Below are 24,056 nucleotides of genomic sequence, written 5' to 3' on the forward strand. Positions count from 1 at the left end.
CCGGGGACAGGGGGTCAGAACTCGGTGTAACGACCGTCCAGTTCATCGGCCCCCTTGCCGCCTTCCAGGTTGATTTTCGGCCCATGGCCCTTGCCGTTCAGCTTGGCCGGCCGGGTCGGCAGCACCGCCGCCGGGGCGGCCTTGGCCTTCACGAAGCCGACCGGGCGTTTGACCGGCGGCGGTGGGGTCATGCGGGCCATGGGCTGGGCGCGGCGCACCGGGGCCGCCGCCACCGGTTCCGCCATCACCGACGGACGGTCCACCTGATCGACGGAGAAGTAGGAGATCGTTTCCTGCAAACGCCCCGCCATGGAGGACAGCTCTTCCGACGTCGCGGCCATCTCTTCCGAGGCGCTGGAATTCTGCTGCGTCACCTTGTCGAGCTGCTGGATGGCCTGGTTGATCTGTTCGGCCCCGATGTCCTGCTCGCGACAGGCCGCGCTGATCTCCTCGACCAGTTCAGCGGTCTTGCGGATGTCGGGGACCAGGCGGGCCAGCATCTGCCCGGCTTCCTGCGCGATCTTGGTCGATTCGGTGGACAGCGCGCTGATTTCCGCCGCCGCCCCCTGGCTGCGTTCGGCCAGCTTGCGCACCTCCGACGCGACGACGGCGAAGCCCTTGCCATGCTCCCCGGCGCGGGCGGCCTCGACGGCGGCGTTCAGGGCCAGCAGATCGGTTTGGCGGGCGATTTCCTGCACGATGCTGATCTTTTCGGCGATGGTCTGCATCGCCTGCACGGTGCGGCTCACCGCCTCGCCCGACGCCTGGGCGTCCTTGGCCGATTGGCGGGCGATCTTTTCGGTCTGGGTCGCGTTTTCGGCGTTCTGCTTGATGTTGGCGGCCATTTCCTCCATCGACGCCGACGCCTCTTCGGCGGCAGACGCCTGTTCGGTCGCCCCCTGCGACAGCTCTTCGGAGCTGGCGGACAGTTCCTGGCTGCCCGCCGCGACGTTGTCGGCGGCGCTGGACGCGTCGGTGACGACGGTGCGCAGCTTTTCCAGCATCGTTTCCAGCGCGATGCCCAGCGCGTCACGGTCGGACAGGCGTTGCGCCTCCACCGTCAGGTTGCCACGGGCGATTTCATTGGCGACGACGGCGGTGTTGCGCAGGTTTTCGGTCATGCTGTTCAAGGCGGCGATGAGGTCGCGGATTTCGTCGTCGCTCGACGCATCGACCCGCTGGTCGAGATCGCCAATCGCCACCGCGTTGGCCAGTTCAACCGCCTTGGCCAGCCCCCGCGCCACCGAGATGGCGATGTAGGCCCCCGATCCGACCGCCAACAGCAACGAGATGACAACCGCAGCAATCAGAATGGCGCGCAGGTTGGCGTAGGTCTGATCGGCCTTCAGCTTGTCGTCGGCCATACCCTTTTCGGCCTGCGCCACCATCTCGTCCGACGCGGTGGCCAGCTTGGTGGCGGCGGCGCGCACCTCGCCGATGGACAGCGCCAACGCCTTGACCTCGGTGTTCTTGCGGGTCAGGACGATGACCTCGTCGCGAATCTTCTCAAAGGCGCGGTATTTGTCCAGGAACAGGGCGTAGGCGCGGATGTCGTCGTCGCTGGTCAACAGGCCACGAATGGCTTCCTGCTGGGCGCGGATGCTGTCCACCAGGGCGGGGAGCGGCTTCAGGGCCGCTTCGGTGCTGGCGTCGTCGGACGACAGCAGGCTGTTGCGCAGGATCACCCGCGCCTGCCCCCAGTCGGTCGTCATCTTGCGGATGGCGTGGGCGATGCGCAGTTGCACCGCAGAAACGTCGCTCCCCCGCTCCACCCGGTCCAACAGCGGGCGCAACGCCTCATCGGCGGCGATGAAGGCATCGTTGGCCGCGCCGTTGACCAGTTCCGCCCCCTTGCTGTTGGAGCGCACCCGGCCGATCACCCGGACCTTGTCCTGCGAGGCCGAGAAGTCGGCGAACTGGCTTTCCACCTGCGCCAGCTTCTTTTGGCCTTCGCCGTCCGCAACCTTGCGGAACTGGTCGAAGATCGTTTTCGTTTCATCGCGCCGGGTCAGGATCGCCTTGTCGAAACGGTCAATGTCGGCATCCTCACTGGCCAGCAGAAAATTCTTTTCCTCGCGTTGAATCAGGAACACCTGTTTGGGGATCTGGTGGGCGAGGCTGACCCGCTGGGCCGACTGGCTAACCAGCTCCTCGATCTTGTCGTCCAACTCGCCCAGCCCCCGGATCGCCAGACCGGCGGTGATGGCCGACAGCAGGATCACGGCGCTGAACGCGGTGATGATCTTGGTTTTGATGGTGATGCGCATGGTGGTTCCTCGCTGCGCGAACCGCGTGGGCCGGTCAATGGACCGAAAGGATGCGGACGATGTCGGGGATGACGATGAAGTCGGCACCGCGCTTGCCGATGCCCCGGATGAAGTCGGGACGCCAGCGCATGCCGATGTCGGGCGTTTTTTCGATGGAGGCGCCGCCGATGGTCGTCACCTCATACACCTTGTCGGCGAGCAGACCGACCACGGTCGGCTCGTCGTCCAGCGTGATTTCAACGACGACGATGCGGGTGTCGATGGTGGGCGGGGTGCGCTCCATGTCGAACTTGATCCGCAGATCGGCCAGCGGGACCACCTTGCCCCGCACGTTGATGAGCCGGTCCACGAAGGGATGGGCACCCGGCACGTCGGTTTGCGGGATGAGGTCCAGGATCTCGTGCACGCAATTGGCGTCGATGGCGAACAGCTCACCACCCAGATTGAGGGTGAGGGCTTCGAAGGACTGGGACAGGCTGTCGGTCATGATGCAACGTCTCCCTGCCGTCACGACGCGGCGCGTTGTGGTTCAACCGTTTGCCCAACCGCCTGACCGGCGGCGACCAGTTGCCCAATGTCCAGGATCAGCGCGACCGACCCGTCGCCCAGAATGGTGGCACCGGAAAAATTGGCGACATCGGCGTGCAGCTTCGACATGGATTTGATGACCGTCTGGTGATCGCCCAGCACCTGATCGACGACCAACCCGACCCGGCGCTCCCCGGTGGAGATGATGACCACCTTCTGGTAAATGTCAGGCGGGTGCGTGACCGCAAAGCTCTCGCGCAACCGGATGAAGGGCACCAACGCGCCCCGGATGTTCAGGAAATTGCGACCGGTCTGGCGGCTGTCGGCCATGGGCGGCAGTTCGACGCACTCCTCCACCGCGAACAGCGGGATGACGTAACGCCCCCGCCCGACCCGAACCAGCAACCCATCGATGATCGCCAGCGTCAGGGGCAGGCCAAGGGTGATTTCGGTGCCCCGGTTGGGTGTGCTGGCGATGTCGATGGTCCCGCGCAGCGCGTCGATGGTGCGTTTGACCACGTCCATGCCCACGCCCCGGCCCGACAGGCTGGTCAGGGTGCGCGCGGTGGAGAAGCCGGGATGGAAGATCAGTTGAAACAGCTCGGCGTCCGACAGCTTCGCGCCGGGCTGGATCAACTCCTGCTCCTCGGCCTTGGCGCGGATGCGCTCGCGGTCCAGGCCGCGCCCGTCGTCGCGGATGGTGATGAGCACCTGGGTTCCGGCGTGGCGGGCGGACAGATGGATGTGGCCTTGCGGGGGTTTGCCCCCGGCGCTGCGCTGGTCGGCGGTTTCCAGCCCGTGATCCAGGCTGTTGCGGATGATGTGGATCAGCGGGTCGTTCAGCCGCTCGATCATCGTCTTGTCGAGTTCGGTGTCTTCACCCGACATGGTCAGGGCGACGTCCTTGCCCAATTCCTGCGACAGATCGCGGACCAGACGGCGGAACCGCCCGAACAGCGAGCCGATCGGGACCATGCGGATGCCCATGGTGATGTCGCGCAACCCGTTCGACAGACGTTCGATCTCCTCGGCCACCGATTTGATCTGAAGATCCGTGCTGGCTCCGATCAACTGCTTCAGGCGGGCCTGCGCGATCACAAGTTCACCAACCTGATCCATCAGATCGTCCAGGCGCTCGGCGGGCACACGGATGGAACTGGCGGTGTTTGCGTTGGCGGCGGCGGCGCGCTCCCCGGATGCCGGAACGGGCGCGGATTGGGGTGGCCGTGTCGCAACGGTGTCCGTGCGGGCGGCGCTGGCGAGCGGAATGATCGGTTGCGCCGGGGCGGGCGGTGCCTCGACACCCGCCGGGGCGTCGGGGGCCACCGCGTCGATGGTCAGATCGGTGTCGTCCATCACAAAGATAAAGACATCCTGGATGGTGGACAGCGGTTCGGCGGTGGTCAGCGTCACATCCCAGGCCAGGGCGCAACGGCTGGGGTCCAATTCCTCCAGCGGCGGGACCGCGTCGGTCACAGCGCGGACGGTCGCATCCCCCAGGCCACGCAGCTCGTCCAGCAGCAGCAGGGGATTCGTCCCCCGCTCCATCGCGTCCGGAGCCAGACGGAAACGAATCCGCCACGCGCGCACCGGGCTGTCGGCCCCCTGGACCAGATTGGACGCAACGGAGGGCGATGGGGCGGCCCCCGGCGCATCGGTCTGCGCGGCGACCAGCGCCAACAACCGGTCGCCTTCCGCCGCATCGGCCAGGGCGGGGGTTTCGATCAGGGCGCGGATGTGGTCCTTGGCAGCCAGAGCCACCCCGATCAGAACCGAATTGGGTGCCAGCGCGCCCGTCCGCATGCGGTCAAACGCGCTTTCCAGATGGTGGGTGAAGGCCGCCGCCGCGTCGAACCCGAACATGGCACCCGATCCCTTGATCGTGTGCAGGGCGCGGAACGCGGTGTCGAGCAGGTCGCGGTCGTCCGGCCGGGCTTCCAACAGCAAAAGCGTGCTTTCCAGCTCGGCCAGCAGTTCAGCGGATTCCTCGCGAAAGATCTGGGCGGGATCGGTGCGGTTGGTCATGGCCCGATGACCTTGCGAACCACACCCAGAAGCTGGTCCTGCTGGAAGGGTTTGACGACCCAGGCGGTGGCCCCGGCGGCCTTGGCCTCGTTCTTTTTTCCAGCGTCGGATTCGGTGGTCAGGAAGACAATCGGCACGCCGCGATAGGCCGACAGGGCGCGCAATTCCCGGATCAGCGACAAGCCATCCATGTTCGGCATGTTCAGATCGGTCAGAACCATGTGGAAGCTTCCGGCCTTGGCCTTGGCCAGCGCGTCGCGGCCATCCGTCGCCTCCACCACCTGATAGCCCGCCGACGACAGGGTGAGCTTGACCATCTGGCGCATGCTGGCCGAGTCATCAACGCTGAGAATGGTCTTGGGCATGCTGTTCGTCCCCCCCTGTCCAAAATGCGGCGTGTTGCGGATCGTTGAAAAAGCCGCCGCGTCGCAGCGCATCCGACAGCGGCTCGCACAGTGGGTGTTTGAGATGAAAGGCGGTGCGGCGACGCTGCGCGCTGAGACGCGCGGCGATCAACGCCTGCACCAAGGCAAGATCGGCTTCCTCCAGGGCGTCGCAATCGACAATCACCGAGTGCGATGCCTGCAGAGAGGCCCGCAGCCGGTCGCACAGCCCATCGACCTGCGCGATGGTCTCGCTGCCCGACAGGCGCAATGTGGTGGTCGGAAATCCATCGTCCATCAGAACCATCCCTTTGAGCCGAAACAGACAGGATCGATTTCAGCGATGAAATGGATTGTAGATGATGAATGAACTCGGATCGATACGGGGAGATCCTGAATTAAAACAAATGCACTCAAATATAATTGGTTATTAAAATCAAAGCGTTGCAGATATCATTTCTATAGTTTGGGATTTGTTTTCGCCTGCCCGGATTATTCATTCCCTGTTCGCTTCAAAAACATCCCGGATGTCCGAAAGAACGGAGCCAAAGGCCGTCACGCACACCGGATCAAAATGACAACCAGCCCCGGTGCGCAGATGGTCGTGCGCGTCTTCGAAGCTCCACGGCGTCTTGTAGGGTCTGGTGGTGGTCAGGGCGTCAAACACATCGGCAACCGCGACGATCCGGCCCGACAACGGGATCGCGTCGCCGCTCAAGCCGTTGGGATAGCCGCTGCCGTCGAACCATTCATGGTGGGACAGGGCGATCTCGCAGGCCAGTTGCAGCAACGGCGATTGGCTGCCCGCCAGGATGTTGGCTCCATGCTGGGCGTGCCCCTTCATGATCGCAAACTCGTCGGGGGTCAGTTTTCCCGGTTTGAGCAGGATGTGATCGGGAATCGCCACCTTGCCCACATCGTGCAACGGGCTGGCCACCTTGATGCGGGCGGCCTGATCGGTGGGCAGCCCCAAGGCCAGCGCAATGAGCCATGAATAGTGGGACATGCGGGTCAGGTGACGTCCGGTTTCGGGATCGCGATGTTCGGCGGTGCGCCCCAGAACCAGCAGGGCCTCGCGCTCCCGATCCAGCAGCCGTTCGGTGGCGCGGGCCACTTCGCTGGCCAGCCATGCCGACTGATCGGCCATGGCCTTGTGCGCCCGATGCGCTTCAAGGGTGTTGTTGACGCGCGCGGTGAACTCGACCGGATCGATCGGCTTGGTCAGGAAATCCGTCGCCCCCAATTGCAGGGCCATGTAACGCACGTCCTTTGATTCCGACGACGTCACCATGATGACGGGAATCGACGCCTGCTTCGGGTCGCGACGAAACAGCTCGATGAATCCCAATCCGTTGAGGGATGGCATCAGGTAATCAACGATGACCAGATCGACCGGATTCTGTCCAATCCATATCAGGGCGTCCGTCGCACGGGAAAACGGCACGGCTTCGACGTTGTCCAGGGCGGCGACCAACCCGGACATGAGGGACAGGGAACTGTCACTGTCGTCAACAACGGCAACTTTCATCTCACCCGCCCATCGTCAGCGCAGCCAACAATACGCTTGCGGCATCCGAGGGAGCAATCAGGGCTGGCCCGCAGGGGTGGCGGTCTGTCCGGAGGCCTTTCCCACCTTTGCCGAGCGTTCGCCCGACATGGACCGCGTGGCCGGTTCCGAACACGGGCGCACCAAGGACGTGACAGGTCGCGGCGACCGATGAGCGCTTGCGAAGGGCCAGCGCTCACCGGTCTTCAATCTCCCAACGTCAGCCGCCGTTGCGGCGGCGCTGCAAGGCCCGGGTGGCAAGGCAGAGTTCCACAAACAGGATTTGCGCGGCCACCTGCGCGGTGTTGCTGGTCGGGTCGTATTGCGGGGCCACCTCCACCACGTCGGCACCGATCACATCCAACCCATCCAGCCCGCGCAAAATGGTCAGCGCCTCGCGCGAGGTCAGGCCGCCAACCTCCGGGGTGCCGGTTCCGGGGGCAAAGACCGGATCGAGACAATCGACGTCGAAGGAGACATAGACCGGCCCGGTCCCAACCACCTCCCGCGCCTTGGCGATCACCGCCTTCAGGCCCATCTCCTGGACATCCTCGGCGTGCAGAACGGTCATGCCGGACTCATAGGAGAATTCCCAAAAGAACTCGGCGCTGCCCCGGATGCCGATCTGGATGGTCCGGTCGGGATCCAGAACACCGTCCAGAACCGCCGTGCGGAACGGACCGCTGTGGTGGAAACGGGCACCGTCGCCCACCCCGCTGGTGTCGCAATGGGCGTCGAAATGCACGAGACCGACCGGTTCCGACCGGCCCAGATTCTTGAGGATGGAGGCGGTGACGGAATGATCGCCGCCAACGCTCAACGGAATCACCCCGGCGTCCATGATGCGCCCGTAAAAGGCCTGGATGTCGGCGTGGCAGGAATCATGGCTGAGGTAATTGGCAAAGGGCACATCGCCGATGTCCGCCACCGCGATTTCGGTCGCCGGGGCCATGCGCAGCGCATGATCGTAGGGGCCGATGCGATCCACCCCGCGCACGGCGCGCGGGCCAAAGCGGGCACCGGCCCGGTTGGTCACGCCCAAATCCAGCGGAATGCCGATGAGCGCCATGTCCAGCCCGCCAAAGTCCGGCAAAGACGCAAAATCAGGGCGCAACGGCGCGTCCAGCAACGTTCCGGCGTCACTGTAGGGCGGGCGTGGGGCGTCGGCCCCCTGGAACACCGCCGCCGCGACCTGCTGGAAATGGGGATCGAAGAAATCGGCGGGCGAGGCCGCGCCGTACCGCGCGCGCAGCCGGGCGAGTTTCGCGCTGTCAACCATGGAAGACTCCCACTGTTCGGATGGTGTTGACCCGTTCGGGTGTTATTGAGCGGCGGCGATGGCCAGGATTTCCGCCGCGACGCGTTCGCCCGAGCGGATCGCGCCGTCCATGTACCCCGCCCATTGGCTGGCGGTTTCGGTCCCGGCCCAATGAATGCGGCCGCAAGGCTGGCGCAGCGCCGGTCCCAGCGTGGTCCACGCGCCGGGGACCAGGAAGCCGCCATAACCGCCGCGCGAGAACTCCTCCTCCAACCAGGATTGTTCGATGAACTCCCGGACCGCCGCCGCGTCCGGACCGAACAGATCGACCAGCGCGCCCAGAACCGCCGCTCGACGGTCGGCGGCGCTGCGGTTGGTCCACAGCTTGGCCTCCTCCCCCTCGATGAAGGCGACCAGAACGCCGGGCGTGCCCGACGCCGGAGAGTTGTCGTAAACAAGGCTGATCGGCCCGGCGTCGGTGATCGCCATGCCGGACAGGCCCGCGTCGCGCCAGAACGGGCGTGCGTAGACGCACTGGATCTTGATGCAGGCCCCCATCGGCATCCGTTGGGTCAGGTGATCGCGCGCGCCGGGCAAGGCGGGGGAATAGCGCAGGCGGCCGGCCAGGGTCGGCGGCAGCGTCACCACCACCCGGTCGGCCGGCAAGGAGCCGCCGGCATGCTCGACCACCACGCCGCGCTCGTCCTGATGCAGCGCCGTGACCGGGCAATTGAAGCGCAGGTTCGGGCGCAGATCCTCGGCCAGACGTTCGACCAGATGCTGGGCACCCCGGGTGAAGCGCCGCTCCTGCGCGCCGCCCGACATGCTGATGAGGCTGGCCAGACCGCCGCCGGACTTCACATAGAACAGCACATGCAGCAACGACAGCTCGCGCGCGTCCGCCGCCAGAACCGAATTGGCCAGAAAGCGCATCCAGAACCGCGCCTCCGGCCCCTGGGCGGTGCGCTGGATCCAGGCTTCGAAGGTCTGGTTGTCCAACTCCTGCGCGTTGGGCGAGGTCCAGGGCCGCTCCGCGTCCACCGTCGCGGCCAAGGCATCGAGCGCCTGGAAGGTCGCCTCGGTTTCCGCCACCGCCTCGGGGGCGTGGGGCGGCAGAATGCCGGAGAAGCGCATCCGTTCGCCGTTGAACAGACACAGGTTATCGCCCGTCTCATAGGATGGGAAGGTCTCGACCCCCAATTCTTCGGCCAACGCCAGAACCCGATCCTGGCCGGGGCCGATCCATTGGCCACCGACATCCACCGGGGTTCCATCCGCCGCCGCCTTGGTGTGGATGCGCCCACCCACCCGGTCACGGGCTTCGAGAATGGTCACGCTGTGCCCGGCGGCCTTCAGGGCGCGCGCGGCGGTCAACCCGGCGAAACCGGCACCGATGACGGCGATGTGCAGGGGGGAAGAGGCCATGGTGTCTCCATAGGGAATCAGGAATGGGTCATAGGAACACGCGCTGCGCGGCGGTGATGAGGGTCTGGAGTTGCTGCCGCGCGCGGGGCGTGTTGGCGGTGGCCAGCCATTGCAGAACGAGTCCGATGAAGCCCGTGAAGATGAAGTTGGTCAGGGCATCGACATCGATTTCCAACGAACCGGCGGTGATCTCGCTGGAGGAGGCCAGAGCGTCCCGGTAGAGCACGAGATACTCGTCGTACTTCTTCTTCCCCATCCACTCCGATCCCGGCGTGGTCAGGGCGTACAAAGTCAGGTCGAACAGCGTCAGTTGCTCGTGCGGGTTCTTCTGGACCTCACCCCAGATGTAGGTCAGCAAACGTTCGATCCGATCCCGCAGGGGTTCGGGTCTGGCAAAGGTCTGTTCCAGATTCTGCCGGTATTTCGAGGCCAGATGGCCCAGAACACTGAGCAGGATCGCCTCCTTGTTCTCGAACTGGTAATGCAGCGTGGCGAGGTTGATCCCCGCTTCGGCGGCGATTTTCCGCGTGGTGGCTCCGTGCACACCGTTCTTGGCGATGACGACGACCGCCGCTTGCAAAATCGCCTCGCGCTTTTCTTCACTCTTTGGACTCCGCAGCACGACCCGGTTCCCTTTCCAACGGTGGCAGGCAGACGCCGACCCGGAACGGATCGGCGGGGAACCGAAAATAGGTCAAATGACCAGTTCATACGAGCTTTTTCGCGGCATCCACGGGATCGATGGGATCGACCGGCCCCAACCGCGCCTCCAGCGCGGCGGCGGCGGCCAGACACAGACCGTCGCGGAACCGCGCGCCGACGATCTGAACGCCGATGGGCAGGGGCGCGCGCACGACCGGGACCGAAATCGCCGGGACACCCAGCATCGCCGTGGCGCTGCACGGGCTGTGCGCCCGCAGAACCGCGCGCGCCTCGTCCGGCCCGACCGTGTCGTAACCGACCGGAAAAGGCAGCCGCCAGGAGGTGGGAAGCAGCAGCAGCGGATAACGTTCGAAGAACAGGGTCCAGGCGCGTTGCAGCGTCGTGCGCGTCGCCAGCCCGGCCAGCCTCTCCTCCGCCGACATCACGGGTGCCCAGTGGATCGTCAGCTCCTGCGACCGCCGCAGCCCCTCGTCCGTCAGGGCCAGAGCGGCTTGCATCGCCGGAGTGCGGATTTCGTTGCCCAGCAGGGTCATCCACAGGTCCGCCGCCTCGACGAACCGGGGCGGAGCGGCCTCCTCCACTGTGTAACCGGCGTCGCTCAACCAATCCCCGGCCCGGCGCAGGGCGGCGGACACGGCGGGATCGACGTCGCAATCGGCCGCACCGGTGTAGAGCGCCACCCGCTGGGTCTCGCGGTCGCCCTCCTGGTCGAGTGGGGCCGGAACCCACCAGGGATCGCGCGGATCGCGCGCGCTCATCGCCATCAGACCCAGCCGGATGTCGCGCACCGACCGGGCCAGCACCCCTTGCGTCGCCCCCAGTTGCAGGCACAGCGACCGTTCCGCCGTGCCGGTCGGGTTGAAGGCCGGAATCCGCCCGGTGGTGGGCCGCAGGCCATAGACGCCGCAGGCGCTGGCGGGCAAACGCACCGACCCGGCCAGATCGTTGCCATGAGCAATCGGCCCGATCCCGGTCGCCACCGCCGCCGCCGCGCCGCCGCTCGATCCGCCGACGTTGAGCGCCGGATCCCAGGGGTTGAGCGTCAAGCCATGCGGGTCGTTGTCGGTGAACCAGCGCAGGGAGAAGGGCGGCGCGTTGGTCCGCCCCAGGAACACGGCCCCGGCCCGCCGCAGATTGGCGATGGACGGGCTGTCGCTGTCGGCGATCAAACCGGTGAAGGCGCGAACGCCGTTGGTGGTGGCAACGCCGACCTGATCGACGTTGATCTTGGTCGTCACCGGCACGCCGTGCAGCGGCGGCAGCGCCGCGCCGGAAGCGGCCAGCGCGTCCGCCCGGTCGGCGGCGGCCAGCGCCGCCGCGTGCGGGGCATCGACCACGGCGTTGATGCGCGGATTCACCGCGTCCAACCGATCCAGGCAGCTTTGAACCGCCTCGCGCGCCGACAGCTCGCGCCGGGCCAGGCGACCCGCCAGCGTTGCGGCGTCCCACCGCCAGGGATCGGCGGGGGCGGGGGTGGACGGGGTGGGGTGATGGGCGTCCCTGTTCATGTGCGCGCAATCCCTTGTCTCGAAGACCCTTGTGTCTCGAAGACCCTTGCGAAAGGTCCGATCACACAAGACCGCCAGCCGCCGCGCGCCGGATGGGGCAACGCCGGGTCACAGCCGGGCTGGGCGTTTTTGTTCATGTTTCGCTTGACACCGATATCACCCGATCTGCATCTTGGTCAAACGATTTGGTCATTTGACTATATTTTTGTGATCCGGCCAGAATCGCCCCGTCACGGGCGGTGACGCGCGCGTCCGAACGCGCCGTTTGCCGCCCGCAAGCCCTCTCACACCCACCCGGCAGGAGGCGCAGCCCAACCCCGCCAACACCGTCTTGAGAACGCGGAGATTGGCCGCAACCGGTTCAACACCGGTTGGTCGCCCGCCCGCCACGCCGACCCAACCGATGAAGCAAAAAACGACATGGACATTCCTGCGGCCGCGCCCAACGCTCGGCTGAACACGGAATGCCGCTGAACAGGATTCTTCCGCCCACCGCCATTCTGGGAGACAGAGCATGAGTTCGTCATCGGCACCCCACGACAGCCTCCAATCGGTGGCCGCCATCACGCTGTTTGGCCTTGTCGGCCCCTACACCTTTTTGATTTCGCCGGTGATCGCCGGGCAGATGGCCGTTCAGATGGAATGGTCGCCGGGAACCATCGGCCTGTTGATGGCCGGGGAACTGGCGGGTGCCTCGCTGATTTCGATTCCGGCGGTGCGGATGCTGCGCCGGATCACCCCGCGCCGTCTGGTGGCGCTGGCAACCCTGCTGTTCATCCTCTCCAACCTTCTGTCCACAATGGCCACCGCGATCCCGTGGTTTCTGACCGCCCGCGTCATCGCCGGGGCGGCGGGCGGCGTTCTGTCGGTCGTGTGCCTGCTGACCGCCGCGCGGTCGGAAAACCCGCCGCGCTCCTTCGCCTTCTGGACCGGCGGGCAGACGGTGACATCGGCAGCGGGACTGCTCTACCTGCCCGATCTGTTCCCGCACACCGGGCTGGGCGGCCTGTATGGCGTTCTCGCGATCGCCGCGTTGCTCGCCCTGCCCTTCCTGAGCGGCTTCCCGGCGGACAAGATGCTGCCCCCGCAGGCCGACGGCCACGCGGCACGCCCGGCGGCGCGCCTGAACATGCTGGCGATCTTCTGCTTTTACGTGGCGATCGGCGGCGGCTGGGCCTTTCTGGGCATCCCCGGATCCGAGATCGGCTTTTCCGAAATCGACATCGGCATCCTGACCTCCGGCGCGATGGGGGTGAGCGTCATCGGCTCTTTCCTGGCGTCCTACACCGGGGGCAGCGCGTGGCAAGGCCGCTGGTCGATCGGCAGCTACGTCGGCCTGATCGCCTGCCTGGCGGTCTTGACCCTGACCAAGGATCACACGGCGTTTTCCGCCGCCACGATCCTGCTGCAAATCCTCTGGGCCTTCCTGTTGCCGATGCTGCTGGCCGCGCTGGCCGAATCCGATGACCAGGGGGCCATGGTCATCCTGTCCAACATGATCATCGGCGGCGGGGCCGCGCTGGGGCCGCTGCTGGCGGGCTTCACCATCGACTGGAGCGGTTATGGTGCCGTGGTGGTCGAAGGCTCCGCGCTGTTTCTCATCTCCGCCTTGGCCTATGGGTGGGCGCGCTGGCGCTCGCCCGCCGGATCGGCCCAGGCATCCTCTCCCTCCCTGTCTCACGGATAACCTGATTATGGCGGACACCACCCGGTTCTACATCGACGGTCAATGGACGGCCCCCGACGCGCCGCGCCTGATCGACGTCATCAACCCGGCCACGGAAACGGCCTTCACCCAGGTCGCGCTTGGCAACGCGGCGGACGTTGACCGCGCCGTGTCGGCGGCGCGGCGGGCCTTCGTCGGCTTTTCGCAAAGCACCCCGGCGGAGCGCATCGACCTGCTGGTCGCCATCCTGGCGGCGTATGAGACCCGGATCGCCGATCTGGGCGACGCGATGAGCCAGGAAATGGGCGCGCCGCTGGGTTTCGCCCGGCAGGTCCAGGCCGGAATCGGCGCGGCGCATCTGCACCAGATGATCGCGACCGCGCGCGCCTTTGCGTTCGAGGAAAAGCGGGGCGACCTGCGCATCCTGCGCGAACCGATCGGCGTGGCCGGATTCATCACCCCGTGGAACTGGCCGATGAACCAGATCCTGTGCAAGGTGGCCCCCGCCATCGCCGCCGGTTGCACCATGGTCCTGAAACCGAGCGAACTGGCCCCGGTCAGCGCCGCCCTGTTCGCCGAGGTGATGCACGCGGCGGGCGTTCCCCCCGGTGTGTTCAATCTGGTCCAGGGCGATGGGCCGGGTGTGGGGCAGGCCATCGCCGCCCATCCCGGCATCGACGTGGTGTCCTTCACCGGCTCCACCCGCGCGGGCGTCGCGGTCGCCAAGCTGGCCGCCGACACGGTGAAGCGGGTGACGCAGGAGCTGGGCGGCAAATCCGCCAACATCATCCTGCCCGACGCCGACCTGCCCAAGGCGGTGACGGAGGCGGTGCAGCGCTGCTTCAACAACAGCGGCCAATCCTGCAACGCACCCACCCGGCTTCTGGTGGCGGCGGATCAGTATGAGCGGGTCGCCGCCCTGGCGGTGGCCGCCGCCGCCGCGATCACGGTCGGCGATCCGCTGGACCCGGCGACCACGCTCGGCCCGGTGTCGAACGCAACGCAGTTCCAGAAGATTCAGCGGATGATCGAGCTGGGCATCGCCGAGGGAGCCGATCTGCTGACCGGCGGAACCGGACGCCCCGCCGGGCTGGAGCGCGGCTACTACGTCCGTCCGACCATCTTCGGCCGCGTAACCCCCGGCATGACCATCGCGCGCGAGGAGATCTTCGGCCCCGTCCTGTCCATCCTGACCTATCAGGACGAAGAGGACGCGATCCGCATCGCCAACGACACCGTGTATGGCTTGGCCGGTTACGTCCAGTCCGGCGATCCGAAGCGGGCGGGCGCGGTGGCCCGGCGGCTGCGGGCGGGCACGATCTATCTGAACGGCCCGGCCTGGGATCCGGCGGCCCCCTTTGGGGGTTATGGCCAATCCGGCAACGGTCGTGAATACGCCGAATTCGGGTTGGCCGAATTCCTGGAGATCAAGGGCGTGGTCGGCGTCGATCCGACCTGATCGCCCGCAAAGGCGGAGGTGGATCCGACGGTGAAACGCCGTCGGCCGCCGCCCCATCAATCACACAACGAACCACACCATCGAACAGACGAGGTTTCCATGTGCAACGCGTCCCGCGTCGCGCCGTACCCCGGCGCGCGCCTGCTCAAAGCCCTGTGCCTCATCAGCACCGCCCTGCTCGGCCTGCCGCACACCGCCCAGGCGGACGTCACCCTGCTGGAACAGGACAACGTGACCGTCGAAGGCGGGTTGACCGCCGGGCTTGCGGCGTTGAGCGTCGGCAACGCCAATCTGGGGGCGGGCGTCCGCACCCCCGACGGTCGGGTGCAGCAAAATCGCTCCTGGATGGAGGCGTTCATCGCGCCCAGCGGCAAAGTGACCGTCGCCACGGAGTCGGCCGGTGCCCTCTACACCGGTTTCCGCATCGTCGGCAGCGGAACGCGGGGCGACGGCGACGCCGGTGGCAATGTGCAGGGTCGGCAAGGCCGTTTTGACGTCGACAACCTGTTCCTCGGCTGGAAATCGGGAAGCCTGTTCCCCAGCCTGGGCGACAACGCCATCGACATCACCGTCGGCCGTCAACCCTTCATGATCGGCGACGGCTTCATCATCGGCGACGGCACCTTCGACTCCGGGCGGATGGGGGCCTATTGGCTGGGTCCGCGCCGTGGCTGGGGACTGTCCAGCGCCGTGGCGCGGGTGGACGTCAAACCGGTCCATCTGGATCTGTTCCGCCTGAAAAGCGACAAGAACAGCTTTTCCGACGTCATCCATGGTGGAAATCTGGAATGGCGCGGCGGGGCGGACGGCAAGCTGGTGGTCGGCGGCTCCTACATGACCATCACCGACTCCCGGCTCGCCTCCCGCAACGGCATGCGCATCGCCAGCCTGCGCGCGCAGGGGGCCTTTGTGCCGAATCTTCCCGACCTGAGCCTGTCGGCGGAGTATGTGAAGGAGCGCAACACCCGGTCAAACGCCAACCTCGACGCGAACGCCTGGTACGGCGAGGCCGCCTACACCCTGTCGGATCTGCCCTGGACGCCCCGCTTGAGCTACCGTTTCAGCCGCTTCAGCGGCGACAAGGCCGGGACCACAAAGAACGAGGCGTTCGACCCGCTGCATCTGGGTTTCCCGCGTTGGGGCACTTGGCTGCAGGGTGAAATCGCCGGGCAGTATTTCCCGAACGTGAACTCCAACCTGTCGGTCAACACCGTTCAGCTGGCGGTGCAGCCCTCGGAAACGGTGACGCTGACCGGGCTGTTCTACAATTTCCGCTTCAACGAGAAGCCGGTCGGCGTGCGGTCCAACGATTTCGGCAACGAACTGAACCTCGCCGTCGATTGGCAAGCCACACCGAACCTTCTGGTCAGCGGCGCGGTTGGCAAATTCTTCGCCGGTGAAGGGGGGCGCCAGCAGTTGGGGGGGCGCAAGGACACCACGCTGGCCGAAGTCACCGCGATCATCACCTTCTGACCCAGGTCGGGTGTTCATAAGGACGACTGAAACAGGATGATGGGCGGTGTGAACAATACCGCCCATCGTCCCATTCCCATGCGTCCGGCAACGCTGTGGTGGTGCGGCGTGCAGGCCCCCTGAATTCGGGCGATCCCTGTCAAACCGCAACCGCCGTTGTCCGCTACTCGAAAACCTTGCCGAGATTGTCGTACAGCTCCGGCTTGCGCAGGCGGATGACACGGGCGAGCGCCAAACCGCCCAGACCAACGGCCAGAACCAGAACGGGGAAGGCCTGCACGATGTGGCTGTCGCTGCCGGTCAGCAGTTCAAGATTCGCCGCCACCAGAACAAAGGCCCCCGCCAGACCAACCAGCGACACAAAGGGCAGGATTCGCGTCACCAGCGGGCTGTGCTCATGACCATGGCGGCGGGAGAAATAGCGGATGATCGCCAAGGACACCAGCGCCTGCACCGCCAGAATGCCCAGCACCGCCAACGCCGACATCCAGGAAAAGACCACCGCGAAACCATCCGCCCCCACCAGAAGGAAGGCCAGCAGGATCGACGCCGCCGACAGGGATTGAAGGTTGCCGGCAACCCAGGGCGACCCATGGACCGGATGGATTCTGGCCAGCCCATGCCACGCGACACCTTCACGGCCCAGCGCGAAGAAATAACGGTTGAGCGTGTTGTGAAAGGACAGGACGCAGGCGAAGAAGGACAGGGCCAGCAGGCCGTTCATCAAGGCGACGGACCAACCGCCCAGAACCTTCTCGGCCGCGACGAAATAAAGCGCTTCCTTGTTGTTCATGGCCTCCTGCTGGATGTGGGAGAAGCCATAATGTTGGGCGATCGCCCAGGTCGAAAAAGCGTAGAACAGCGTGATCAGCAGCACCGCCACATAGGTTGCGCGGGGGATGGTGACGGTGGGGTTGCGGGCCTCCTCACCAAAGATCGCCGTCGATTCAAAGCCGATGAAGGAGCCGATCACGAAAACCAGCGCAATCCCCAACCCCGGTCCGAACACCACCGACGGCGCGAAATTGTTCAGGGTCAAACCCTCGGGGCCGCCGCCTTGGAACAGGATCCCCAGGTCGAGCAGCAGCAGGACGACAAATTCCAAAATCATCGCCACACCAAGGATCTTGCCGGAAAAGGCGATGTTGCGCTGCCCGGCCAGATGGACCAGAAGAAGCTGGGCAAAGGACCAGACATACCAGGGTGCCGCAACGCCAAACCCCTCCATGGTCCCCGCCATGAACACGCCGGACAGCGCGTAGACCGCGATCTGGACCGAACTGTAGGTCAGCAACGAAATCAGCGCTCCGGCCACCGCCATCTGTCGGCCAAGACCTTGCGCGATGTACACGTAAAAGGCTCCGGTGCCGCCGACATGGTGGCTCATGGCGGTGAAGCCCGCCGAAAACATGATGTAGAGAAGACCCGCCAGCACAAAGGCCCCGGGCACTCCCGCCCCGTTGCCGAACGCGAAGGCGGCGGGCGACGCCCCGACGACGGCGGTCAAGGGCGCGGCGGCGGCGACGACAAAGAACACAATGTGCAAAAGCCCGATGGAGTTGCGTGACAGGCGCTCACCCTCGGGTGCCCGCGCGGTTGCGTCAAACGACATGAGACCAACCCCCTGTGTAGGATTTTTTTGTCCCTGAACTATGACCGGATTTCCCGCCTCACCCATTGTATTCCGCGCCATTATTCCGATAATATGCGCCAGTTTGCGCGATGGAGCCTGGTCGCATGGCACCCCCCGTTCCTCCCCCGCCACCCCAGAGAGGCGCGGTCATTCGCGCGTCCGCGCTCGCGCCATTGTTTGAGCATCTTGCCCAATCCGGAGGCGATGTCGCTCATTTCTTGACCAAACATGGGTTGACGCGCGCGATCCTTTCGGACCCCTATTCGGTGGTCCCACTGGCGCACTATATCAGATTGTTCGAAAGCGCTGCCCACGGGCTGAACGAACCGAATCTCGGCGTTCGCCTCGGCTTGAAACTCCGCCCGGCGGATATGGGACCGATGGGCGTTCTGTTCTCGCTATCTCCCACCCTCAAGGTGGGGTTTGAACGTCTGTCGAGGAACGTGAAGGCGTTGCAGGGTGGAACCCAATCCTCGCTGTTCGAAATGGGGGAGGATCTGGTCTGGAGCTACCGCATCACCGACCTGACGCTCTGGCCCCGTCGGCAGGATGCGGAATTCACGATGGTCTCCAATTGCCAGTTGGTCCGCTCCTGCTTCGCGTCGGATTGGCGTCCGGTGGAGGTGCATTTCGAGCATGGGGAGGAGGGGGACACCTCGCTGTTGCAGCGCGTCTTCCGCGCGCCCGTGCTGTTCCGCCAATCGGGCAACCGCTTCGTCATGCGCCGCACCGACAGTGAGCGGGTCTTTCGCACCGAAGACCGTGGCCTGACCACGATACTGGAGCATCACATCGCCGACCTGATCGGCGAAGCGAACGAGGATGACACCATCACCGACCGGGTGCGCGCCTTGATCGGTCTGTATCTTGGTCAAAAACCGGTCACGCTGCCGGTGCTCGCCCGCGATTTGCGGATGTCTCCACGCAACCTGCAACGCCGACTGACCGAAGAAGGGACCAGTCTTCGCGAGCTTCTGGCGCACCATCGCCAGCAAATGGCCAAGGTCTATCTCTCGCAAAAGGGCGCGCGGGTCACGGACGTCGCCAACGCCCTTGGCTACGCCGACGAAACCGCGTTCTGGCGCGCGTTCCGCAACTGGACCGGAGAGGAACCGAGCGCGTTCCGGCGGCACGCCGCCCTGATCGGCGACCACAAACCCGACACCCCGGACGACCCGCCGACCGCAGCGGAATAACCCCGCCGCCACCCCATGATCCCCACCAGGACCTCGCGGCCTCACTGTTGCGCACCGGTGGTCAGCGCGCGCATGAAGGCGTCGGTGTGGTGGCCCAGCGCATCGGCCTTGTCCTTCACCTCGGACACGCCGTCCAAAAGCCCCCCCACGGCGTCGCGCGTCGCGTTCACCAACGACGCGCAGGCCCCGATCCGGCCGGCGGCGTCTCCCGTTTGGTCAGCGGCCTGCTGGATGCCACGCGCGATCTCTTCGGTCGCGGCGCGCTGTTGTTCGACGGCGGCGGCGATGGCGCTCATCACCTGCCCCAACGACCCGATGGCCGTGGCCATGGCTCCGGTCGATGCCGAGGCGTCGCGCGCCACCTCCTGGATGCGGGTGACTTCCGCGCTGATCTCCTCCGTGGCGCGCGCCGTTTGACCGGCCAGCGCCTTGACCTCCGTCGCCACCACGGCAAACCCCCGCCCCGACTCGCCCGCGCGGGCGGCTTCGATCGTGGCGTTCAGGGCCAGGAGATTCGTTTGACCGGCGATGCTGCGGATCAGGTGGACGATGCCCTCGATGCGCTGCGCGGTCGCGTCCAAACGCGCCATGATGCGCTCCGCATGGTCGGCCTGTCCGACCGTGCGCTCGGTCACGTTCAGCCCCGCCACCAGTTGACGGCTGATTTCCGAGATCGAGGCGGACAGTTCGCTGGCCGCCGCCGCCACTCCATCCGCCGCGCCGTTGGCCTGGCGCACCGCCTCGGCCCCGTCCTGCGCCAGTTGGCTCACGGTCACGGCCATGTCGCGCACACGGGCCGCTTCGGCCGCCGTGCCCCCCACGGTGTCCTGCAAGGCACCCTCAACGCTGCGGATGTTGGCGCTGAAGGCGCTGGACAGGTCGCGCAACCGATCGGCGAACGCCTGCTGGCTGCGCCGCTCCGCCTCCCGTGCCGCGACCAGCGCGCCAATGTCCTGATAGAACACCAGCCACACCGGATAACCGGCGATTTCAAAGACCATCAAGGTGACGGAAACATTCAGCGCGCTGCCGTCTTTGCGCCTGTGCTGCCATTCAAAACGGTCATGGCCGTTGCGCTGCACGCGTTCGACAATCCTGTCGCTGAGATCGGCGGACCGCTGCCCGTTGGGTTGGAATTCGGGATCAAAAGCGTCGGGCAACAGGCCGATCAGGTCGCGGGGATCGCCATAGCCCAGCATCCGCGCCGCCGCCCGGTTGCAATCCACGATCACGTCCCTGTGCATCAGCATGTACCCGTCGGGTGACGCGTCAAAAATCCGCCGGACCAGATGCCTCCGAAACCGCCACCCTCCCGGTCGTCCCCCGCTCAACCCGTCCAACATGTCCGCCATTCCTGCGATGAAGCGATTGCCTGAAAACCACGAACCCCATCGGATGGCGGAAGCCGGGACGTCCCCCACCCGCCACCGGACCGGACAGGGTTTCCGTTTGATGTCGCCCAACCATGACCGATCCGGGCGCGGAGCGGGCAAGCCCAACGGCTGGCCCGCACCCGATCAACGGAAGGCGACGCAAACGGACTTGGTTTCCAGATAATTGTCCAGCGCCCCGCGCCCGTGCTCCCGGCCAATGCCCGACTGCTTGAAACCGCCGAACGGCATGTTTTGGTCGGGCAGATTGTGGCTGTTCACCCAAACCGTTCCGGCCTGGATCTGCGGCACACAGCGCATCACGGTGTTGAGGTTGCCGGTCCAGATCGACGCACCCAGACCATAGCGGGTGTCGTTGGCCAGACGGATCGCCTCATCCTCGTCGTGGAAGGGGGTGACGGTGATGACCGGGCCGAACACCTCGTCCTGCATCAGCGCCATGTCCTGACGCACGTCGGTGAAGAGTTCGGGGGCGACGTAGTACCCTTCGTCCGGTGCGCTGCCCGCGATGACCGGGCGGGCACCATCCGCCACGCCGCGCGCGATGCACGCCTGGACATGGGCCTTGTGGCGGGCCGACACCAACGGGTTGATCTGGTTGCGCGGATCAAGCCCCGAACCGATGGACAACCGACGGGTCACGGCGGACAGGGTGTCCAGCACCCGGTCATGGATGCCCTTTTGCGCGTAGATGCGCACGCCCGCGCAGCAGGTCTGCCCGGTGTTGAAGAAGGAGCCGACGCCCGCCGCAACACCCAGAAGATCCAGGTCCATGTCGTCGAACATCAACATCGGCGCCTTGCCGCCCAACTCCAACGTCACCCGCTTCATGTCGCGCATGGCCTGGATCCCGATCCGCTTTCCGGTCTCGGTCGATCCGGTGAAGCTGATCTTCGACACGCCGGGATGGGCAACAAGCGGCGCACCCGCGTCCTCGCCCAAACCGGTGATGACGTTGACCACCCCTTCGGGTATCCCGGCCTCCAGACAGAGCTGGGCCAGACGGATGGAGGTCAGCGGCGTTTCCTCTGCCGGTTTCAGCACCACCGTGCACCCCGCCGCCAGCGCCGGAGCCACCTTCCAGCACGCCATCGTCAGGGGGAAGTTCCAGGGTGTGATTGCGGCGACGACGCCCACCGGCTCCTTGCGGGTGAAGGCCTGATAGCGCATCCCCGGCGGAATCGGGATCGAAACATCCAGGGTGGAGCCTTCGATCTTCGTCGCCCATCCGGCCATGTAACGGACATACTCGACCGAGGACTGCACCTCGACCAGCCGCGACAGCGTGATCGATTTGCCGTTGTTCAGCGTTTCAAGCTGCGCCAGCTCCTCGCCATGCTCCTCGATCAGATCGGCCAGCCTCAACATGACCGCCTGGCGTTGAACCGGCGGCAGGCGCCCCCACGGACCGGCAAACGCCGCGCGCGCCGCCGCAACCGCGCGCTCCACATCTTCGGAAGCGGCGGCGGGAACCTGGGCCAGAGGTTTGCCGGTCGCCGGGTTGAACACCGTGTAGGTGTTGCCGCTGGCCGCCGGAACGAACTCCCGGCCAATCACCATCAAAGGGGCCGTCAGGAACGCCTCGACCGAAGGCAGAACCCGCTCCACGACGCTGTCGGGCGGTGCGATCTTCATGATGTCTCCCTGTTTTTGTCAGTGCGCCAGCGGGCGCGCCAAGACGAAGTCATGCTCCACCAACCAGCGCTCGTTCGGCCCATCCACCGGTTGGAACGCCACGATCAGGGCTTCCTTGACACCGAACACGGCGTCGGACTGGAGGTAGCGGTCGCCCGCCACGAACAGATGCGTGATCAGGCGGTCAAAACCGGGGGCGGTGATGAGGACATGCAGGTGCGCCGGACGCCAGGGATGACGCCCCAGCGCGGCCAGCATCCACCCGACCGGGCCGTCGGCGGGGATGGGGTAGGACACCGGTTTGACGCCGCGAAAGGCATAACACCCCTCTGCGTCCGTTCGGAAAACACCCCGGTTGTTGAAGGGCGGCTGAAGGCCCGGCTGCTGGACGTCATAGAATCCATCGGCGTTGTCCGACCACACGTCCAACAGAGCGTTTGCGATGGGCGCGCCATCCAGATCCAGAACACGGCCCCGGAACAGGCAGGCCTCGCCCTTGCCATCCAGACTGATGGTCTCACCCGGCGCGCGGTGGGGGGCACCGTCGACGTGGAAGGGGCCGAGCACCGTGCTTTCGGTGGCTCCGCCCGGGGCCTGGTGGTTGATCGCATCGACCAGCATCGACACACCCAGGACGTCCGACAGCAGGATGAACTCCTGCCGGGTGTCGCTGCACATTTGCCCGGTGCGGGTCAGGAAGGCGATGGCCTGTTCCCACTCCGCTTCGGTCAGTTCGACCTCTTTGACGAAGCCATGCAGATGGGTGACAAGCGATGTCATGATTCGCCGCAAACGCGGGTCGGTGTCTGCGCCGATGCGGCCGTTGACCGTCTCGACCGAACGGGTTGCCGAAAAATAGCTCGACATGACTCCTCCTCACAGCGAACGCGGAGGCCCGCCATCGCAGGCGCGGGCGATCAGGTCTCGCAGACCCGCGCGTTCCAAAGGTTGCGGATTCCAATAGGGGTTTGACAGCGCCAGATCGACGGCACGGTCCACGCCATCGGTCGGCATGCCCAGCGCGGCCAGCCCGGCGGGCGCACCAACCTTGCGGCCAAGCGCGAACAGCGCGGCAGCCGGGTCCGGACCGAGGACGCGGACCAACGCCGCCATCGCATCGGGGATGGCGGGCGCGTTGTAGGCCAGGGCGTGCGGCAGCACGACCGTGTGGGTTTCCGCATGGGGCAGATCGAAGCTGCCGCCCAGCGTGTGGCACAGCTTGTGGTGCAGGGCCATGCCGACGGACCCCAGGCAGACGCCGCAGAGCCACGCACCATAAAGCGCCTCGCTGCGGGCGGCCGGGTCGCGGGGAGCGGCGACGATCCGGGGCAGCGCCCGCGCCAGCGCCCCGATCGCCTCGATCGCCAACGCCTCGATCACCGGGTTGCGGTCGCGGGCGTACAGCGCTTCCACCGCGTGGGCGATGGCGTTGATGCCGCTGGTCCCCGACAAGCCGACCGGCAGCCCGAGCGTCAGATCCACGTCATAGATCACCACTTCGGGCAGGACCTTCGGCGACGACTGCGTCCGCTTCTGGCCGTCGCTGGTTTCACCCAGGATCGGAGTCATCTCCGACCCGGCGTAGGTGGTGGGCAGGATGATCTGCGGCAGATCAGTGCGCAGCGCGATCGCCTTGGCCAATCCGGTGGTCGATCCGCCCCCCAGCGCGACGAGCACATCGGCCCCCAGCTCCCGCGCCCGCTCCGTCGCCAAGACGCTGACCTCGACCGGCGTGTGCATGACCGCTCCGGGAAAAATTCCGGCCACGCGCGGCCCCAGCCGATCCGCCAAAGCCTCGGCATCGCCCTGTTGCGCCGCCGTGGACAGGATCAGCGCCCGTTGGGCGTTCAGACGATCCACCTCGTCCGGCAATTGGCCGACCGTTCCCGACCCGAAGATCACCCGGGCGGGATGGCTGACATAGGTGAAGTGGCGCGCTTTCATGTCATTGCTCTGCGTGTAAGGGGGCCGTTTGCTGTTCATCGGACACAGTCCGATGC

Annotated in this window: 19 protein-coding genes; 4 read left to right on the top strand and 15 right to left on the bottom strand. The window is 65.9% G+C overall.

What is annotated here, in order from left to right:
- Positions 1 to 14: 14 nt before the first annotated feature.
- The 10 genes from EJ903_RS15305 to EJ903_RS15350 form a co-directional block, all read right to left on the bottom strand.
- Positions 15 to 2,267 (bottom strand): HAMP domain-containing methyl-accepting chemotaxis protein, encoded by a 2,253-nt coding sequence (locus tag EJ903_RS15305; protein WP_126616949.1) that lies wholly within the window; start codon positions 2,265 to 2,267, stop codon positions 15 to 17.
- 34 nt (positions 2,268 to 2,301) lie between these two features.
- A complete protein-coding gene (locus EJ903_RS15310; protein ID WP_126616951.1) occupies positions 2,302 to 2,754 on the bottom strand; it encodes a chemotaxis protein CheW in 453 nt (150 codons plus the stop codon).
- A 20-nt stretch (positions 2,755 to 2,774) separates the two neighbouring features.
- Positions 2,775 to 4,820 (bottom strand): chemotaxis protein CheA, encoded by a 2,046-nt coding sequence (locus EJ903_RS15315; protein ID WP_126616953.1) that lies wholly within the window; start codon positions 4,818 to 4,820, stop codon positions 2,775 to 2,777.
- Complete coding sequence (locus EJ903_RS15320; RefSeq protein WP_126616954.1) at positions 4,817 to 5,185, bottom strand: response regulator; 369 nt, start codon at positions 5,183 to 5,185, stop codon at positions 4,817 to 4,819. The genes EJ903_RS15315 and EJ903_RS15320 overlap by 4 nt, the downstream gene beginning before the upstream one ends.
- Positions 5,160 to 5,501, bottom strand: a complete 342-nt coding sequence (locus EJ903_RS15325) for an STAS domain-containing protein (protein ID WP_158627943.1) — start codon at positions 5,499 to 5,501, stop codon at positions 5,160 to 5,162. Before EJ903_RS15325 ends, EJ903_RS15320 begins: the two co-directional genes overlap by 26 nt.
- Positions 5,502 to 5,699: 198 nt before the next feature.
- Positions 5,700 to 6,731 carry an HD-GYP domain-containing protein gene (locus EJ903_RS15330; protein WP_126616958.1) on the bottom strand — a complete coding sequence of 344 codons (1,032 nt, stop codon included), beginning with the start codon at positions 6,729 to 6,731 and terminating at the stop codon, positions 5,700 to 5,702.
- Between the two features lie 238 nt (positions 6,732 to 6,969).
- Positions 6,970 to 8,028 carry an agmatinase gene (speB, locus tag EJ903_RS15335; RefSeq protein WP_126616960.1) on the bottom strand — a complete coding sequence of 353 codons (1,059 nt, stop codon included), beginning with the start codon at positions 8,026 to 8,028 and terminating at the stop codon, positions 6,970 to 6,972.
- 42 nt (positions 8,029 to 8,070) lie between these two features.
- Positions 8,071 to 9,432, bottom strand: coding sequence for a flavin monoamine oxidase family protein (locus EJ903_RS15340; RefSeq protein WP_126616962.1), 1,362 nt, complete (start codon positions 9,430 to 9,432; stop codon positions 8,071 to 8,073).
- Between the two features lie 28 nt (positions 9,433 to 9,460).
- A complete protein-coding gene (locus tag EJ903_RS15345; protein ID WP_246015610.1) occupies positions 9,461 to 10,054 on the bottom strand; it encodes a TetR/AcrR family transcriptional regulator in 594 nt (197 codons plus the stop codon).
- Positions 10,055 to 10,139: 85 nt separating this feature from the next.
- Complete coding sequence (locus EJ903_RS15350; protein ID WP_126616966.1) at positions 10,140 to 11,603, bottom strand: amidase; 1,464 nt, start codon at positions 11,601 to 11,603, stop codon at positions 10,140 to 10,142.
- A gap of 514 nt (positions 11,604 to 12,117) precedes the next feature.
- Between EJ903_RS15350 and EJ903_RS15355 the strand changes: the two genes are divergently transcribed.
- From EJ903_RS15355 to EJ903_RS15365, 3 genes are all read left to right on the top strand, one after another.
- The gene (locus EJ903_RS15355) at positions 12,118 to 13,290 is read left to right on the top strand and encodes an MFS transporter (RefSeq protein ID WP_126616968.1); all 1,173 of its coding nucleotides are present in this window, start codon (positions 12,118 to 12,120) and stop codon (positions 13,288 to 13,290) included.
- A gap of 7 nt (positions 13,291 to 13,297) precedes the next feature.
- On the top strand, positions 13,298 to 14,728 hold the full coding sequence (locus EJ903_RS15360) for an aldehyde dehydrogenase family protein (protein ID WP_126616970.1): 1,431 nt from the start codon (positions 13,298 to 13,300) through the stop codon (positions 14,726 to 14,728).
- Positions 14,729 to 14,827: 99 nt separating this feature from the next.
- Positions 14,828 to 16,201: an alginate export family protein gene (locus EJ903_RS15365; RefSeq protein ID WP_126616972.1), complete on the top strand. Its 1,374-nt coding sequence runs from the start codon at positions 14,828 to 14,830 to the stop codon at positions 16,199 to 16,201.
- A 163-nt stretch (positions 16,202 to 16,364) separates the two neighbouring features.
- Here EJ903_RS15365 and EJ903_RS15370 read toward each other — a convergent pair whose 3' ends face one another.
- Entirely contained in the window at positions 16,365 to 17,813 is a 1,449-nt protein-coding gene (locus tag EJ903_RS15370) for an APC family permease (protein ID WP_126616974.1), read from the bottom strand.
- A gap of 125 nt (positions 17,814 to 17,938) precedes the next feature.
- Here EJ903_RS15370 and EJ903_RS15375 point away from each other — a divergent pair, with 125 nt between their 5' ends.
- On the top strand, positions 17,939 to 19,030 hold the full coding sequence (locus EJ903_RS15375) for an AraC family transcriptional regulator (protein ID WP_126616976.1): 1,092 nt from the start codon (positions 17,939 to 17,941) through the stop codon (positions 19,028 to 19,030).
- Between the two features lie 41 nt (positions 19,031 to 19,071).
- Here EJ903_RS15375 and EJ903_RS15380 read toward each other — a convergent pair whose 3' ends face one another.
- From EJ903_RS15380 to EJ903_RS15395, 4 genes are all read right to left on the bottom strand, one after another.
- Complete coding sequence (locus EJ903_RS15380) at positions 19,072 to 20,382, bottom strand: methyl-accepting chemotaxis protein (protein ID WP_342772175.1); 1,311 nt, start codon at positions 20,380 to 20,382, stop codon at positions 19,072 to 19,074.
- A gap of 165 nt (positions 20,383 to 20,547) precedes the next feature.
- Entirely contained in the window at positions 20,548 to 22,056 is a 1,509-nt protein-coding gene (locus EJ903_RS15385) for an aldehyde dehydrogenase family protein (protein ID WP_126616980.1), read from the bottom strand.
- Between the two features lie 18 nt (positions 22,057 to 22,074).
- A complete protein-coding gene (locus EJ903_RS15390; protein ID WP_126616982.1) occupies positions 22,075 to 22,923 on the bottom strand; it encodes an intradiol ring-cleavage dioxygenase in 849 nt (282 codons plus the stop codon).
- 9 nt (positions 22,924 to 22,932) lie between these two features.
- Positions 22,933 to 24,000: a maleylacetate reductase gene (locus EJ903_RS15395; protein WP_126616984.1), complete on the bottom strand. Its 1,068-nt coding sequence runs from the start codon at positions 23,998 to 24,000 to the stop codon at positions 22,933 to 22,935.
- Positions 24,001 to 24,056 lie beyond the last annotated feature (56 nt).

This window comes from Azospirillum griseum (genome assembly GCF_003966125.1).
In the GTDB taxonomy this organism is placed as follows: Bacteria; Pseudomonadota; Alphaproteobacteria; order Azospirillales; family Azospirillaceae; genus Azospirillum; species Azospirillum griseum.